Origin of the sequence: Streptomyces tuirus (genome assembly GCF_014701095.1) — a bacterium.
Classification (GTDB): domain Bacteria; phylum Actinomycetota; class Actinomycetes; order Streptomycetales; family Streptomycetaceae; genus Streptomyces; species Streptomyces tuirus.
The window spans coordinates 429,274-443,894 of the sequence record NZ_AP023439.1 but is presented as its reverse complement, the minus strand read 5'-3'; the positions used below and the strand labels follow the sequence as shown (position 1 = coordinate 443,894).

The following is a 14,621-nucleotide window of genomic DNA, read 5'->3' as shown; positions in this document are numbered from 1 at the left end:
GACGCCCCCGGCACGCGCGCGTAGCCTGGTGACATGCCAGCGGTGCGGGTCGACGGCATCGAGGTCGCGTACGACCGGGTGGGCCAGGGCCCGCCCCTCGTGCTCGCCCACGGCGCCACGGCGGACGCCCGGCTGTTCCGCCCCCAGGCCGAGGATCTGGCCGACGAGTTCACCGTCGTCGCCTGGGACGAACCGGGTGCCGGCCGCTCCTCCGACGTACCGCCCGGCTTCACCCTCGCCGACTACGCCCGCTGTCTGGCGGCCGTCGTCGAGGACGTGGATCTGGGACCGGCCCATGTCCTCGGCGCGTCCTGGGGCGGCACCGTCGTGCTGGAGTTCTACCGGCACCACGCCGAGCTCGTGCGGACCCTGCTCCTCGTCGACACCTACGCGGGCTGGAAGGGCTCGCTGCCCGCCGCGGAGGTGCGCTCTCGGGTCGAGGGGGCGGAGCGCCTGCTCGCCGTCCCGGCCGACACGTTCGCACCGACCATGCCGGGACTGTTCGCCGGGCGGCCCCCCGCCGAAGCCGTCCGCCTGCTGTCCGTCATGTCGGCCGACACCCGCGCCCAGAGCATGCGGACCGAGCTCACCGTCATGGTCGAGGCAGACCTGCGGGACCTGCTGCCGAAGATAGACGTACCGACGCTCCTGCTGTGGGGCGAGCTCGACGCCCGCTCACCGGTGGAGCCCGTCGCGCACCAGTTCCTCGCCGCGATCCCGCAGGCCACGCTGGTCGTGCTCCCCGGCATCGGGCACCTCAGCAACATCGAGGCACCCGAGCCGTTCAACCGGACCGTCCGCGAGTTCTGCCGCGGTCACTCCTGACCGGGGCCCTACGCGTCGCCCGCCGCCGGCAGATGGGCGAGCTTGTCCGGGTTGGCCACCACGTAGATGCCGCGCACCCGGTCGCCCTCCGGGGTGAGGTCCAGGACCAGGACGGCGAACGGCGCGTCGCCGTCGAACAGCACCGCCGCGTCGTCGCCGTTGACACGCCGGTAGCGCCAGACCGGGTGGTCGGGGCCGCCGCGCCCGGCGGTGAGCAGACGGGTCACCTTGTCCCGGCCGTGCACCGGGCGCAGGCTCGCCCGCCGGCGCTTGCCGCCCGCGTCCGTCCACGCCGTGACGTCCGGTGTGCGAGCACCTCCATCAGCTCGGCGATGTCCCCGCCGCGCGCCGCCCGCACGAACCGCTCGGTCGCCTCCCGCCGTACCCGCGGATGTGCCTCGTACCGCGGCCGCCGCGCGTGCACGTGCTCCCGGGCCCGGTGCGCCAACTGCCGTACGGCGGCGGGGGAGCGGTCGATGATCTCCGCGATCTCGGCATGCGGGTAGCCGAACACCTCACCCAGCACGAACACGGCCCGCTCCAGCGGTGTCAGCGACTCCAGCACCACCAGCAGGGCCAGCGACACCGACTCGGAACGCAGGGCCGGGTCCTCGGCGGTCCCGGTGTCCTCGCCGACCAGGGGCTCGGGCAGCCACGGGCCGACGTACGTCTCCCGCCGCCGGCTGATCACGGCGCGGCGGCGCAGCGCGTGGTTGACCGCCACCCGGACGAGATAGGCGCGCGGATTGCCGACGCCGGCCAGGGGGTCGCCCCCGCCACGTGCCGTCCAGGACAGCCAGGTCTCCTGCAGCACGTCCTCGGTGTCGGCGACACTGCCGAGCATGTTGTAGACCACGCCGAACAGCAGCTCGCGATGGTCGACGAACACCCCGGTCGCCGCGTCGAGCGGGGTGTCGGTGCCGGGTGCGGAGATCTCGGTCATGGGTGGGCCTCCTGTGAATGCGCTCACCCCTGTGAGCCGGACAGGGCCCCGGGACATGACACCTCACGGCTCAATGTGACCCACGTCTCAGCCGCCAGTTCCCCTCGGTACCATCGGGCGTCCTGCCTGACCTGGGGATATTTACCGGTCAGTACCCGAGCGGTACCGTGAAGGCATGCCAGCTCTCAACGTGGAGTTCAGTGACCGCGAACTCGAGGACCTGCGGCAGATCGCCAAGGAGCGCGGTACGTCCATGAAGGCCCTCGTGCGCGAGGCGGCCGCGGCCGACATAGCCCGCCACCGGGCCCTGCAGGAGGGCGCGGAGGCCTTCCGCCGGTTCTTCGCCACCCATGCCGACGAGTTCGCCGCCGCGTTCCCCGACGACGAACCGCCCGCCAAGGGCGAAGGGCGGGCCGCCTGACCCATGGCACCCGTGATCCATATCGACGTGCCCTGGCTGCTTCAGCGCCATGAGGAGGTCCTGCCGGACCAGCCCACCGTCAACGACTTCTCCGCGCTGGTCGCCGCCGTCGCCCGGCACCGCGTCGACCCGCCGCGTCTCGGGGTGAACTCCGACCCGGCCTGGCGGGCCGCCGCGCTGCTGCACGCCATCACCGTGCTCCGGCCGCTGCCCTCGGCCAACGCCCGCTTCGCCTGCGCGACCGCCGTGGCGTACATGTTCGTCAGCGGCGTCGGTATCGACCCGCCCTACGGCGCCCTCGTCGATCTCGCCCGCGACCTGCTGTCCGGCACCACCGACGTCTACGGCGCGGCGGACCGGTTGCGCTCCTGGCAGATCTGAGGGGCCGGACCCGGCCCCCGATTCACACGGGGGGCAGGGACATGTCGAAAACGGGTGCGATCCGCGCATATCCGTTCCCCGTTTCTGACTTTCTGTCAATGGCGGGGATGTCGTCCGGGCGCCTTGTTGGCCGTGTGGGGGTTGTGGAAGAGTGAAACGCGCGTGCGGGGGGAATGGCCGGGTGTCGCACGTGATTTGTGGACCGCGTCCGATTCGCCGTCGGTGAATTCGCACCTCCCGCGCCCCGCCAAAAAAGGTACGCACCAACCGGGCCTCCTTTTCGGCGGCAGGACTTCTGTGTGCCACACGCGTGGGAAGGAACCATCTCAGTGCCCACCCCCCACCCCCCTCGTCCCCCGTATCCCCCGCCCGGCGGGGATCCCGGGGAATCCGATGAATCACTCGCGGCCCCGCTGAGAGGCAGCCCGGAGGGCGAGGTCGCCGCCCGTTCCGTCGCGCTGCTGATGGCGCGGCACTACCCGTCGGTGTACGACTACGCGGTCATCTGCCTTGCCTCGTCGGCGCAGGTGGCCGCGATGGTGACCGGGACCGCCTTCCACCGGACCCTCAACCGCCTCGCCTTCGGTGAGACCGCCGTCGCGCTGCGCCCGGCCCTTCTGGTGACGGTGCGCGACACGATCCGCGAGTGGTCCGGCGACGATCGAATATCGGCCGTTCTGCCCGCGCTGCAGAAACCGGCCGGAGGACGCGGACTGCGCGCCGCGACGTCGATGACGCCCGAAAATCGCATGCTCGCGGAGCGGGCATTCCAGGCGCTTCCCGCGGCCTTGCGGTGTTTGCTGTGGCATGTCGAGGTCGAGGCAGATCCTTTAGACGTTCCGGCCGGACTGCTGGGCATGGACACCGACATCGCGTCGGCGGCCCTCGAACAGGCGCGGGACACATTCCGTGAAGGCTGCGTACGCGCCCATCGCGAACTCGCGCCGACCCACGACTGCCGGTTCTACAACCGCCTCCTCGACGTCCCGATCCGCCGGGGCGGCGCACTGCTGCCGGACGTCCAGCAGCATCTGGACGAGTGCCGCTACTGCCGGAACGCGGCGGAACAACTGAGCCATTTCGAGGGCCCGCTGGGGCCGTTGATCGCCGAGGCGGTGCTCGGCTGGGGCGCCCGCCGCTACCTCGACTCGCGCCCGGGGCGGGCGTCGCACGGCACGCGGGGTGCCCGTGCGGGCCGGCGCGGTGGCGGGCGGCGGGGCGGCGGTCGGCACGGGCTGCTGTCCCGGCTCCCCGTGCCGGCCCGGGTGCCGGAGGCGATGCGCTCGTCGCGGGCACTGCTCTCGGGCGTCGGCGCGGTATCGGCCGGGGTGCTGGCGACGGTGCTCATCATCGGTGCGCCGTCCTACGACGGTGGCGAGGCCGACCCGGCCGGCTCCGACAGCGCCGCCGGCGGCAAGGGCACCGCATCGGTGACACCACCCGGCACCGCCGGGCTTCCCATGTCCCAGGGCGTGACCCGGCTGCGCAACACCGGCGCCGATCTGTGCCTCGACATCCGAGACCTGCCGAAGGAGGGCGCGGGCACGAAGCTGGCCCCGTGCTCGACGGTGTGGACCCAGCAGTGGACGTACGAGGACGACGGGCTCCTGCGCAGCGTCGCCGATCCCGGGCTGTGCCTGGACTCCCACAAGGACGCCGGTGTCGTCGTCCTCGGTACCTGCGCCGACGAGGATGCCGAGCGAGCCGACGACGTGCGCTACGACCTGACCGTGCAGGGGGAGTTGCTGCCCCGCTGGGACGAGCGGCTCGCCCTCGCCCCGGCCGACGACGATCCGGACGCCGAGATCGTCGTCAAGGTCCGCGACCGCTCCTCCGAGGACCAGCGCTGGCAGTCGGAGCCCCTGCCGACGACGGAGGGCTCCCTGTCGATCGAGGAGCAGGACGGCCCGGCGGCCCGCCAGGTGGGGGCCGCCGGCGGCCCGGGCACGTGACCCCGGGCACCGGGGCCCGATCGGGGGCTGCGCGGCCGGCGAGCCGCGCAGCCCCCGCTCAGGCCGGGTCCTCGACGAGGTCGGCCGGGCCGACGGCGCTCGGTGTCGCGTGCCCCGACAGGGCGAGCGTGAGGTCGAGTTCGGCGAGCAGGCAGCGGATGACGTGCTCGACGCCGGACTGCCCGTCGAGGCCGAGGCCGTAGACATACGGGCGGCCGACGAGGACCGCGCGGGCGCCGAGGGCGAGGGCCTTGACGATGTCGTCGCCGGTGCGGATGCCGCTGTCGAAGAGGACGGTGAGCCGGTCGCCCACCGCCTGTGCCACGCGGGGCAGCGCGTCGGCCGCCGCGACGGAGCCGGCCACCTGCCGGCCGCCGTGGTTGGAGACGACCACGCCGTCCATGCCGGCGTCGGCGGCCAGTCGCGCGTCGTCCGGGTGCAGGACGCCCTTGAGGACGATCGGGCCGTCCCAGTTCTCCCGCAGGAACGCCAGGTCCGGCCAGCTCTTGGCCGGGTCGGAGAACATCCCCACGAAGTGCATCACGGCCGCGTTCGGATCCTCGTGCACCGGCTTGGCCAGGCCTGCCTGGAACGCCGGGTCCGAGAAGTAGTTGGCCGTGCCGACCCCGTGCAGGAACGGCAGGTAGGCCTGGTCGAGATCGCGCGGCCGCCACGACAGCAGCGGCGTGTCCAGGGTGACCACCAGGGCGGTGAACCCGGCCGCCTTCGCCCGGTTCAGGAAGCTGCGGGCCACCTCCGGGTCCTTCGGCCAGTACAGCTGGAACCAGCGCTCGGCGTCCCCCATCGCCTCGGCGACCTGCTCCATGGGCGTGCTGGACGCCGACGACAGGATGTACGGAACGCCCTGTGCGGCCGCGGCCCGGGCCGCGGCGGACTCGGCGTCCGGGTGCATGATCGACAGCACGCCGACCGGGGCCAGCGCGAGGGGGGCCGGAAGGGCGCGGCCCAGGACCTCGACGGACAGATCCCGCTCGTGCACGTCGCGCAGCATGCGCGGCACGATCCTGCGGCGCTCCAGGGCCGCCCGGTTGGCGCGGGCCGTACTGCCGTCCCCCGCGCTGCCCGCCACATACCCGACGGGGCCGGGCCCCAGCCGCTGCTCGGTGAGCTCCTCCAGCCGGGTCAGATCGGTGGGCAGCCGCGGAACGGCACCCGTCATCCCGTTCAGATAGATCTCGTACTGGAAGTCCGCCCAGTGCTTGCCCATGTACGCCCCGCCTCTCGTCGTCTCCTCGTCGAGACCGTGCCGGGGGCGACGATACCGAGCGGTATGCGCTCCGGTGGATCAGGGTGCGGACCGCCGCCTCGCGCAGCACACGGGCCGGTGCGCCCGGCTGCGAGAACATCGGCCAGTGCCCGGTGGGCACCGTAGCCGGAGGGTCCGGCAACGGGTCACTGCTCGTCGTCCGCGGGCGGTGCGGGGTCCGGCTCGGAGTCCGGGCCCTGGGCCCTGACGCGCTGCACGTGTTCCAGTGACTCGCGCAACTCGGCGAGCCAGTCGTCGGTATGACGCTGGACCAGGCGCACGCACCAGGCCAGTGCGTCGCTGCGGCTGCGCGCGACGCCGCCGGCGATCAGGGTGTCGAGGACCTGGCGCTCCGGCTGGCGCAGCCGCGTCATGACCGGCGCGGCCACGTGCGTGAAGAGGGTGCGCCGCCCGCCGCACTCCACGCCCCAGGACACCTTCCGGCCGAACCGGTGCTCGGCCTCCCGGGCCACGGCCATGCGGTCCTCGCGGGTGCGCTCCCGGAATTCCTGCACCCGGCTCTCCAGGGCCGCCTCCCGTTCGGTGGCCGGGGCGTCCGCGGCCAGCCTGGGTGCGGGAATGCGGCCGATGACGGTGATCTCCTCGCGATCGACCGTGATCTCGGTCAGCTCCTCGAAGAGGTCGTCGGGCAGGCGACCGGCGAACCAGCCGCGGAGCTTCTCTCGCTGCTCATTCGTAATCATGTAATGACGATTACTCGGCCGGTCCATGAACACAAGGGGTCGCAAAGCAGTCGGCCGAGAGCGGAATCGGAATGTTTCAGGCCTATTAACGAACGCACGGGAATCGGCCATCTGGCCGCTTCATGCCCCCGCACACCGCGCAGTTACGGGCTTCATCCGCGCGCATTCCGTAACTTCGCGCCACTGATTCAACACGCAATGTTACTGAAACCCGTGGGGTCGATGTGTGTTTCCGCGGCGGACTCGGCAGACTCGCGCTCGCCGCTCCGGGCACCGACCGAGCACGGACCGGCACACCCCGTAATCGAAGCGGAAGGATGCACACAATGCGGAACACCGCGCGCTGGGCCATGATCCTCGGCATGACGGCCACCGCCGTCTGCGGACCCCTCACCGGGGCCGCGCTCGCCTCCCCGGGTCAGGCCCCCACCGCGCTCTACGCCCCGTCGGCCCTCGTCCTCACGGTGGGCCACGGCGAGAGCGCGATCGCAGCGACTCCGGAACGCGCGGTCACCCTGACCTGTGCCCCGACGGCGGCCGGCACGCACCCGGCGGCCGGCTCGGCATGCGCGGAACTGCGGGGCGTCGGCGGGGACTTCGACGCCCTGGCCGCGAGGGACGGCGTGATGTGCACCAAGCAGTACGACCCCGTGGTGGTCACCGTGGACGGCGTCTGGCAGGGCAAGCGCGTCTCCTACGAGCGCACTTTCTCCAACGACTGCATGAAGAACGCCTACGGAACGGGAGTCTTCTCCTTCTGAGAGGGCTGGACCCACAGACCGGGATCGTGCTGAATCCGTGAAGCGCAGCGGGCCGTGGCTGGGGAGCCGGGCCGTTGTCACGGAAGTCGCGATCTCGTGCGAGGGGGCCGGCGGGCGGAGTGGGGCCGCCCGCCGGCCTCTGGGCGTTACCGTGCCCGGGGCCTCACGCCCGGTCGCGGTGACTCGTGTCGCACCACGGGTAGCGGCGGCTGCGGCGGCAGGTGCACAGGGCGACGCGGAAGCGGTCGGAGCTGACGACCGAACCGTCCTCCAGCTCCACCTCCACAGGGCCCTCCATCAGCAGCGGGCCCTTGCGCTGGACGGTGACGCGGCGCGGCGCGGCAGGACGGTCAGACGGGGAGTTCGGCACGGACGACCACCAGCTCTTCCTTGTCGTCGGCGGCGGGCAGCAGCCCCCGCTCCCGCAGCCAGCGTTCCCGGCCGCGCAGCACGGGCCCGAGCGCGATCCGGCGCCGACGGGTCACCGCGGCCTTCAGGCCGGCCTCGCGCAACCGCCCGATCGTCAGGTCCGGCCCGCTGAGCGCCGACTGCACGAGCAGCAGCACCCCACCCGGCCGCAGCAGACCGGGCGCCTCCCGGCAGATGCGGTCGACGACCATCCGTCCGTCGCCGCCCGCGTCCCAGGCCCGCGCCGCGCCCCGCGGCGGCCTGCGATGACCGTCCGGCGCCGGCACGTACGGCGGGTTGGCCAGGATCAGATCGAACGTCTCCCCGTGTACGGGCTCGAAAAGATTCCCGTGCCGGATATGGACCGGGAGTCCGGCGAGCCGGGCGTTCAGCCGCGCGGCCCACACGGCGCGCCGGGACACGTCGACGGCGGTCACGCGGCTGCCCCGGCGCGCGGCCTCCAGGGCCAGGGCGCCGCTGCCGGTGCCCACGTCGAGGACGTCCGCGCCCGGCGGCAGGGGCTCGTCGAACAGGGCACCGGCCAGCAGCTCGGTGTCCTCCTGCGGGGCGTACACGCCCGGGGGTACCAGTGCAATCACGGACGTCGAGTACCCCCGAAATCAGGAGATATAAGCTGCTTCCCGGGCAAGCGGGGCACGCAGTGACGAACGTGACGCACGCCAGTCGGTGAGCAGCCGGGCGCCGAAGCGCTCCTCCACGAACTCGGTGGCGTCGATGCCGAAGGCGACGTCCGCGGCCAGCCGCGGCTCCTGCTCCAGCAGCCCGCCGATGACATCGTGACGGACCACCTGTTCGTGGACCGCGTCGGCCTCGACGTGCTCGTCGTAGAAGTGCTCCGCCGCGGGCCCGGCGCCCGTGCGGCGCATCGCCTCGGCGAGCCGCCGCGACCCCGGCGACGAGGTGATCTCGACCGCCGCGAAGTGCCCGACCAGGGCGCCCCTGAGGGCCCGGTGCAGCCCGAACAGGGACATCATGTTGACGGTGACCAGGGCCTCGGCGGACGCGACGTCGAGATAGTGGCCGTACGCGGTGTCCAGGCCCAGATCCGTCATCAGGTCGGCGAACAGGGCCGCGTGCACGCGCTCCGCCCGGCCGCCGCCCCACTCGTCGAACTCCACCGCGGCCATCCCCGCCTTCGCCCGGCCCCACAGCCGCGGCAGCACCCAGGCGTGCGGATCCGCCTCCTTGAGGTGGTACAGGGAGCGCTGGGCGGCGTACTCGCGCACCTGCCACAGTTCGCCCTCGGCGCGCAGGAAGTGGCTCACGCCGGTGCCCTCGACGGGCTCGACCAGCAAGCCGGCCAGTGCCTCGTCCACGCTCGCGTGGACATGCGCGTCGGTGCGCAGCGCGGACAGGAAGCGCTGCTCCATGGCCGCGCGGACGCGCAGCAGGCCGGGATCCCACTCACGCTCGGCGGGGACCTCCGCGAAGCCGCGGTAGTGCAGCTCGTAGCACAGGTACAGGGCGAGCTGGAGGTCGTCGCCGTACACCTCGGCGCGGGCGGCCTCCTCGAGGCCGGGCAGGCGGCCCGCGCCCCGCAGATACGCGTCGACGCCACTGCTCAGCGGGCCGCGCGGGGTCGGCAGTCGTGGTCCTTGGTGCTCCATGCGTACCGGGTACCCGCACAGTGACCGGGCACCCCTCGCGTGACACGCGCCCCAGGGGGTACGCGCGCATGTCACGAAGGCGCTCGCGGCCGAGACCTCCGGGTGTGGCGGGGGCCCCGGCGGCGCGATCGCCAGGGCCCCCGTCCCAGTAGCCCGGCCCCGTCCTCCTCACTCCCCCTCGGAGTGCTCCTGCGCACGCGGGTTGGGGCTGACGGCCTCCCCGGCCTCGCCCCGGTGGCCTCGCTGCTCCGCGGAGTCGCGGGTGCGGTTCTCGGCGTCCTCGACCTCGCGCAGCACCTCCTCGAGCGCCGTCTCGGGCGGCGCGCCGTGCTGGTCGTGGCCGTGATCCTGGTGCTGGGACACGGAGGTCTCCTTCCTGCTGTTCCTGTCTTCGGTACGGCCCGTCCCGGGCCCCGGCGGTCAGCCGGAGGTGGCGGCGATCCGCAGCTGCACCGGGTCGGGGGCAGCGGCCTCCCCGCTGCGGCGGGCGACTTCCGCCCACCAGGAGGGCCCGTCCTCGATGTGGCGCAGCAGCACGCCCTCCCGGATCGCCCAGGGGCAGACCGTGACGGCCTTGATGCCGGTCAGCTTCAGCGCGGTGTGCCCCACCACCGCTCCCGCCAGACTCTGTGCGGCGCGCGGGGCGGAGATACCGGGCAGGTGGGCGCGTTCCGCGGCGGGCAGGGCGGCCAGCCGGGTGATCGCCTCCTGCAGCTCGGAGCGGTGCAGCTGCCGGTCCACGAACGGGCCGTGGCGTCCGGGTGCCGCGCCACAGAGCCGACCCAGCTGCTGGAAGGTGCGGGAGGTGGCGACCGCGGTGCGCGGGCCCTCCCAGCGGATCCGCGCCGCCACGTCCCGCAGCTGATGGCGGACCTTGCGGCGCAGCGCCCGCACCCGCTCCGGCGACGGCGGGTCCTCGTCCTCGAAGAACTCGTGCGTCAACCGCCGTGCCCCCAGCGGAAGCGACGCCACGAAGTCGGGCAACCGGCCGCGCCCGAAGGCGACTTCGAGGGTGCCGCCGCCGATGTCGAGCAGGGCGAGCGGCCCCGAGCGCCAGCCCATCCAGCGCCGGGCCCCGAGGAAGGTCAGTTCGGCCTCGACCTCGCCCGGCAGGGTGCACAGGTCGACGCCCGTACGGGCGCGGACGGTGCGCAGCACCTCGTGCCGGTTCGGCGCGTTGCGCACCACGGCGGTCGCGAACGCCGGCGGGTCGGGGGCACCCCACCGGGTGGCGGTCCGGCTCGCCTCGGTCACCGCGTCGACGAGCTGCCCGACGGCCTGCTCCGGGATGGGTCCCCCCGGTCTGATCTGCTCGGACAGCCTGAGTCGCCACTTGGCGGTGTGCACGGGCAGCGGCACCCCGTCCGCCGCGTCCGCGACCACAAGCCTGACCGTGTTCGATCCCACGTCCACCACGCTGATACGCATGGGCGGTGGGTACCCATTTACCGGGCGGGTCAACAGATCGCACGCCGCGGACCGGCGAGGACGCGCCACCCCGCAGGGGACGCGCGTGCCGCAGGGGAGAAGGGCCGGCACGAACGAAACGGCAACGCTTTCGCCGGCTGCCCTCCCCGGCTCGCATATTCCTTGACGCGCATATAACGCCCGAGGCATATTGGAGTCATGTCCGACGCCGCCCTCTGGACCGCACTCGCCGACCCCCACCGGCGGGCCATCGTCGCGCTGCTCCTGGAGCGGCCCCGGTCCGTCGGTGAGATCGTCGAGGCGTGCGGACTGAGTCAGCCGAGCACCTCCAAGCACCTCAAGGTGCTGCGCGAGGCGGGACTGGTCCGGGTCCGGCAGGACGCGCAGCGCCGGGTCTACGCCCTCGACCCCGCCCCGATCGCCGCCCTGGACGCCTGGCTCGCCCCCTACCGGGCGCTGTGGAACAAGAGCCTCGACACGCTGGGCCGCCGCCTCGACGAGACGCCGGACGCCCCCGAACCACCGCACCGAAGGACTGATCCGACATGACCGCCGACCTCACCGGCACCTATCTGACCCTGGACGACGGCCGCCCCGCCGTCCGCTTCAGCCGCCTCTACGACCACCCCGTGGACCGCGTCTGGCAGTTCGTGACCGACGCGGACGAGCTGGAGCGCTGGTTCCCCTCCCGCGCCGAGATCGAGCTGCGCCCCGGCGGTACCGTCCGGTTCAGCGGTGATCCGCACATGGAGGACTCCACCGGCCGGGTCCTCGCCGTCGACCCGCCCCATCACCTGTCGTTCGAGTGGGGCGGGGACGAACTCCACTTCGACCTGGAGGAAACCGGCGAGAAGAGCACCCGCCTCACGCTCACCAACGTCCTCGACGCCCAGGACAGCGCCGCCCGCAACGGCGCCGGCTGGGAGGTGTGCCTGGCCGCGCTGGACGCCAGGGCGCGCGGTGAGGAGAGCGCCGGACCGCACGCCGGGGCCGACGCGCCCTGGAAGGAGCTCTACGCCGCCTATGTCGCGGCGGGAGTGCCCTCCGGCGCGCCGGTGCCCGGAGTGGACTGACCGCTCACGCCATCTGACGCCGCACCAGCTCGTGCAGCCGGCCTCCCGTGTCGGCGAGCAACTGCGCCGGCGGGCCCTGCTGGATGACCTTGCCCTCCTCCATCACCACGACCCGGTCGGCGTCCAGCACGGTCGACAGCCGGTGCGCGATGACGATCCGGGTGGCGTTGAGGGCCTTGGTGCTCTCGATGACCGTGCGCTGCGTCTCGTTGTCGAGCGCGCTGGTCGCCTCGTCGAAGAAGAGGATGCGCGGCCGGCGGATCAGCGCCTGCGCGATCATCAGCCGCTGGCGCTGGCCGCCGGAGACGGCTCCGCTGCCCGCGACGATGGTGTGCAGCCCCATCGGCATCCGCTTGATGTCCTCGGCGAGACCGGCCATCTCGGCCGCCGCCATCGCCTCCTCCGGCGTGTACGGCTCGGTGCCGCAGATGACGTCCAGGATCGAACCGGTGAACGGCTGCGCGTGCTGGAGCACCACACCGCACTGGCGGCGCACCGCCGACTGGTCCAGGGCCGCCAGGTCCTGCCCGTCGTAGAGCACGCTGCCCGACACCGGCCGGTCGAACCCGATCAGCAGCCGCAGCAGCGTCGACTTCCCGCAGCCGCTCGGGCCGACGACCGCGACGAACTCGCCCGGGCGCGCCTCGAACGACACGTCGTCCAGGACCAGCGGACCGTCGTCCGAGTAGCGGAAGGACACCCGCCGCGCCTCGATCGCGCCGGTCAGCGGACCCGGCCGGGTGCTCGCGGTGCGCACCTCCGGCGTCGCGTCCAGCACCGGCTTGATCTCCTCGAACAGCGGCAGCGCGGCCACCGCCGAGACGAACGAGCCCGTCAGCTGTGTGACGGAGGTCAGCACCATCGTCACCGAGGTGTTGAACGTGAGGAACGCCGCCGCCGACATCGACCCCCGGGCCGGGCCCGCCAGCAGCATGAACATCAGCAGGGTGCACAGCGGCAGGTACACGGCGCCCAGCACCGTCGTGAGGTTCTTGATGCGGCCGACCTTCTGCTGGAGCTCCCGGCTGCGCGCGAACTCCGACGCCCACGCGGCGTACGCGTAGTTCTCGGCGGCGGCCACCCGCAGCTTGGGCAGACCCCGCAGCGTCTGGAACGCCTGGTTGTTCAGCTTGTTGGAGAGCACCACCAGACGCCGCTGCCAGCGCACCTGCCACAACCCGAGCCCCAGGAACACCGCCGCGATGACGACGAGCATGCCGATCGCGGCCATCGCCATCGGCACGCTGAACCAGAACAGCAGCCCCAGGTTCATCGCGCCGATCGTCACCGACTGGGCGACCGTCGGCCCGACACCCGCCAGCAGCCTGCGGATCGAGCTGATGCCCATGGCCGCGCTGGCCAGTTCGCCCGTGGAGCGCTCGGTGAAGAACTTCGTCGGCAGTCTCAGCAGCCGGTCCCACACCGCCGGCTGGAGCGTCGCCTCGATCCGGCCCTCGATCCGCAGGATCGTCAGGTTCTGCAACAGCATGAAGGCCGCGGCCACCACGCTGCTCAGCATCACCGCGAGACACACCTGCACGATCAGGCCCGTCTGCGCCTTCGGCACGAACTCGCCGAGCACCTTGCCCGTCGCGACCGGCACGAGCGCGCCGATCGCGACCGTCACCAGACCGCTGAGCAGCAGCCCCGTCAGGTCGCCGCGCATGCCCTGCATACAGAACCGCAGCAGCCCCAGCGGACTGAGCCGCTTCTCCGGCAGCGGGCGGTAGAACATCACAGCGCGCGGCTCGAACTCCTCGGCGTTGGCCTTCTCGATCGGCGTCTCCCGGCCGGTCGACGGATGCACCGCCACATAGCCGCCGCGCCGCCACAGCAGCGCCACCGGCGCACCCGACAGGGCCCGCTGACCCACCAGCGGCCCCACGTCGTCCCGCCACCAGCGGCCGTCGAGCCGTACGGCCCGGGTCCGGACGCGGGAGGCCAGGGCGACCTGCTCGACCGGGTCGAGACGGTCCCCGCCGGTGCCCTTCTGGGTCGGCTCGGTGATCCGGATCCCGGCCGCCTGCCCGACCAGCTTGCAGGCCGCGTACGTGGCGTCCGCGTCGGCCGCGGTCGTGCTCTTCGAGGAGCGCTTGCCGATGGAGGCGAGCAGCGTCCGGTCGGCCTGGGCGCGTACCGCCTCCCCGGCCTTGATGCCCTCGGCGGTGCGCGTCTCGTGGGTGCGCTCCAGCTGCTCGATCCAGCGGTCCAGCGTGGTCAGCAGCCGGTACTGCTGGTCGACCATGGACTGCCACAGCGCGGGGTCCATCAGCAGGTCGGCCGCGGCCTCCGCGCCGTACAGCGAGCCGTACTGCACACTGCCCGGCGGCACCTGCATCCAGAACACGTCGTCGTCGGTGGGCGCGGCGGCCCGCTCGGTGGCCATCGGCGCCTGGAAGAGGATCGACAGACTCCGGCCGACCCCGAGGGCGAGCGCGTACTCCAGCGGACTCGTCGTCGGCGGCACGTACTGCGGGTTGCCGTACTCGTCGTACGACCAGGTCGCCGTGTTGGCCGGCTGGTACAGCTCGCGCAGGCCGATGCGGTGCACCACGCAGTCCCGCAGCGGCCGGGCCACCAGAGTGTGCTGCGGGCCCGGCACCGGGCCGAGCACCAGCGAGCCCGCCTCCAGCCGGCCCAGATGGTGCCAGTGGCCCTGCTGCCCGGCGTCGACCGCGAACAGATCCACGGCGCCGGAGGCGACCAGCCACAGCACCTGCGGGCCTTCGAGGTCGAGGCGGTTGAACCCGGCGCAGTCGATGCGCGAACCCATCTGCCCGAAGGCGCCCAGCACCAGGTCGCCGTCGTGCCCTTCGTGAACGGCCGTCAT

15 protein-coding genes and 1 pseudogene are annotated in these 14,621 nt (G+C 72.7%); 7 read left to right on the top strand and 9 right to left on the bottom strand.

The features are described from left to right. Positions 1-33: 33 nt before the first annotated feature. Positions 34-825, top strand: a complete 792-nt coding sequence (locus IGS69_RS02120; protein ID WP_190896393.1) for an alpha/beta fold hydrolase — start codon at positions 34-36, stop codon at positions 823-825. A gap of 8 nt (positions 826-833) precedes the next feature. Here the strand turns inward: IGS69_RS02120 and IGS69_RS02115 are convergent. After that, positions 834-1,768 (bottom strand): annotated as a pseudogene (locus IGS69_RS02115) (sigma-70 family RNA polymerase sigma factor). 175 nt (positions 1,769-1,943) lie between these two features. Between IGS69_RS02115 and IGS69_RS02110 the strand changes: the two are divergent. The 3 genes from IGS69_RS02110 (at position 1,944) to IGS69_RS02100 (ending at position 4,522) form a co-directional block, all read left to right on the top strand. Continuing rightward, complete coding sequence (locus IGS69_RS02110) at positions 1,944-2,189, top strand: hypothetical protein (protein ID WP_030845137.1); 246 nt, start codon at positions 1,944-1,946, stop codon at positions 2,187-2,189. Between the two features lie 3 nt (positions 2,190-2,192). Further along, entirely contained in the window at positions 2,193-2,570 is a 378-nt protein-coding gene (locus IGS69_RS02105; RefSeq protein WP_190896391.1) for a toxin Doc, read from the top strand. Between the two features lie 329 nt (positions 2,571-2,899). Then, positions 2,900-4,522 (top strand): RICIN domain-containing protein, encoded by a 1,623-nt coding sequence (locus IGS69_RS02100; protein ID WP_190896389.1) that lies wholly within the window; start codon positions 2,900-2,902, stop codon positions 4,520-4,522. A gap of 58 nt (positions 4,523-4,580) precedes the next feature. On the opposite strand, the gene IGS69_RS02095 is transcribed toward IGS69_RS02100, so the two are convergent. Beyond that, positions 4,581-5,750 (bottom strand): lactate 2-monooxygenase, encoded by a 1,170-nt coding sequence (locus IGS69_RS02095; RefSeq protein WP_190896387.1) that lies wholly within the window; start codon positions 5,748-5,750, stop codon positions 4,581-4,583. A 185-nt stretch (positions 5,751-5,935) separates the two neighbouring features. Then, complete coding sequence (locus tag IGS69_RS02090) at positions 5,936-6,493, bottom strand: hypothetical protein (RefSeq protein ID WP_190896385.1); 558 nt, start codon at positions 6,491-6,493, stop codon at positions 5,936-5,938. A 326-nt stretch (positions 6,494-6,819) separates the two neighbouring features. Here IGS69_RS02090 and IGS69_RS02085 point away from each other — a divergent pair, with 326 nt between their 5' ends. Next, positions 6,820-7,254 carry a protease inhibitor gene (locus tag IGS69_RS02085; protein WP_190896383.1) on the top strand — a complete coding sequence of 145 codons (435 nt, stop codon included), beginning with the start codon at positions 6,820-6,822 and terminating at the stop codon, positions 7,252-7,254. 163 nt (positions 7,255-7,417) lie between these two features. Here IGS69_RS02085 and IGS69_RS02080 read toward each other — a convergent pair whose 3' ends face one another. From IGS69_RS02080 to IGS69_RS02060, 5 genes are all read right to left on the bottom strand, one after another. Next, positions 7,418-7,624, bottom strand: coding sequence for a CDGSH iron-sulfur domain-containing protein (locus tag IGS69_RS02080; RefSeq protein ID WP_030845123.1), 207 nt, complete (start codon positions 7,622-7,624; stop codon positions 7,418-7,420). Continuing rightward, positions 7,605-8,261, bottom strand: a complete 657-nt coding sequence (locus IGS69_RS02075; RefSeq protein ID WP_232543410.1) for a HemK2/MTQ2 family protein methyltransferase — start codon at positions 8,259-8,261, stop codon at positions 7,605-7,607. Before IGS69_RS02075 ends, IGS69_RS02080 begins: the two co-directional genes overlap by 20 nt. A gap of 21 nt (positions 8,262-8,282) precedes the next feature. Further along, positions 8,283-9,290 carry an iron-containing redox enzyme family protein gene (locus IGS69_RS02070; protein WP_190896381.1) on the bottom strand — a complete coding sequence of 336 codons (1,008 nt, stop codon included), beginning with the start codon at positions 9,288-9,290 and terminating at the stop codon, positions 8,283-8,285. A gap of 168 nt (positions 9,291-9,458) precedes the next feature. Further along, the gene (locus IGS69_RS02065) at positions 9,459-9,653 is read right to left on the bottom strand and encodes a hypothetical protein (protein ID WP_190896379.1); all 195 of its coding nucleotides are present in this window, start codon (positions 9,651-9,653) and stop codon (positions 9,459-9,461) included. Between the two features lie 57 nt (positions 9,654-9,710). Further along, complete coding sequence (locus tag IGS69_RS02060) at positions 9,711-10,718, bottom strand: Ppx/GppA phosphatase family protein (RefSeq protein WP_190896377.1); 1,008 nt, start codon at positions 10,716-10,718, stop codon at positions 9,711-9,713. Positions 10,719-10,916: 198 nt separating this feature from the next. On the opposite strand from IGS69_RS02060, the gene IGS69_RS02055 reads away from it, so the two are divergent. Next, complete coding sequence (locus IGS69_RS02055; RefSeq protein ID WP_190896375.1) at positions 10,917-11,267, top strand: ArsR/SmtB family transcription factor; 351 nt, start codon at positions 10,917-10,919, stop codon at positions 11,265-11,267. Then, positions 11,264-11,791 carry an SRPBCC family protein gene (locus tag IGS69_RS02050; RefSeq protein ID WP_190896373.1) on the top strand — a complete coding sequence of 176 codons (528 nt, stop codon included), beginning with the start codon at positions 11,264-11,266 and terminating at the stop codon, positions 11,789-11,791. Before IGS69_RS02055 ends, IGS69_RS02050 begins: the two co-directional genes overlap by 4 nt. A 4-nt stretch (positions 11,792-11,795) precedes the next feature. Here IGS69_RS02050 and IGS69_RS02045 read toward each other — a convergent pair whose 3' ends face one another. Then, complete coding sequence (locus tag IGS69_RS02045) at positions 11,796-14,621, bottom strand: NHLP bacteriocin export ABC transporter permease/ATPase subunit (RefSeq protein WP_190896371.1); 2,826 nt, start codon at positions 14,619-14,621, stop codon at positions 11,796-11,798.

What these genes read in the sequence shown, in the direction of transcription:
- IGS69_RS02120 (WP_190896393.1), top strand. Translation starts at nt 34, where the DNA reads ATGCCAGCGGTGCGGGTCGACGGCATCGAGGTCGCGTACGACCGGGTG.
- IGS69_RS02110 (WP_030845137.1), top strand. Translation starts at nt 1,944, where the DNA reads ATGCCAGCTCTCAACGTGGAGTTCAGTGACCGCGAACTCGAGGACCTG.
- IGS69_RS02105 (WP_190896391.1), top strand. Translation starts at nt 2,193, where the DNA reads ATGGCACCCGTGATCCATATCGACGTGCCCTGGCTGCTTCAGCGCCAT.
- IGS69_RS02095 (WP_190896387.1), bottom strand. Translation starts at nt 5,750, where the DNA reads ATGGGCAAGCACTGGGCGGACTTCCAGTACGAGATCTATCTGAACGGG.
- IGS69_RS02090 (WP_190896385.1), bottom strand. Translation starts at nt 6,493, where the DNA reads ATGATTACGAATGAGCAGCGAGAGAAGCTCCGCGGCTGGTTCGCCGGT.
- IGS69_RS02085 (WP_190896383.1), top strand. Translation starts at nt 6,820, where the DNA reads ATGCGGAACACCGCGCGCTGGGCCATGATCCTCGGCATGACGGCCACC.
- IGS69_RS02070 (WP_190896381.1), bottom strand. Translation starts at nt 9,290, where the DNA reads ATGGAGCACCAAGGACCACGACTGCCGACCCCGCGCGGCCCGCTGAGC.
- IGS69_RS02060 (WP_190896377.1), bottom strand. Translation starts at nt 10,718, where the DNA reads ATGCGTATCAGCGTGGTGGACGTGGGATCGAACACGGTCAGGCTTGTG.
- IGS69_RS02055 (WP_190896375.1), top strand. Translation starts at nt 10,917, where the DNA reads ATGTCCGACGCCGCCCTCTGGACCGCACTCGCCGACCCCCACCGGCGG.
- IGS69_RS02050 (WP_190896373.1), top strand. Translation starts at nt 11,264, where the DNA reads ATGACCGCCGACCTCACCGGCACCTATCTGACCCTGGACGACGGCCGC.
- IGS69_RS02045 (WP_190896371.1), bottom strand. Translation starts at nt 14,621, where the DNA reads ATGACGGCCGTTCACGAAGGGCACGACGGCGACCTGGTGCTGGGCGCC.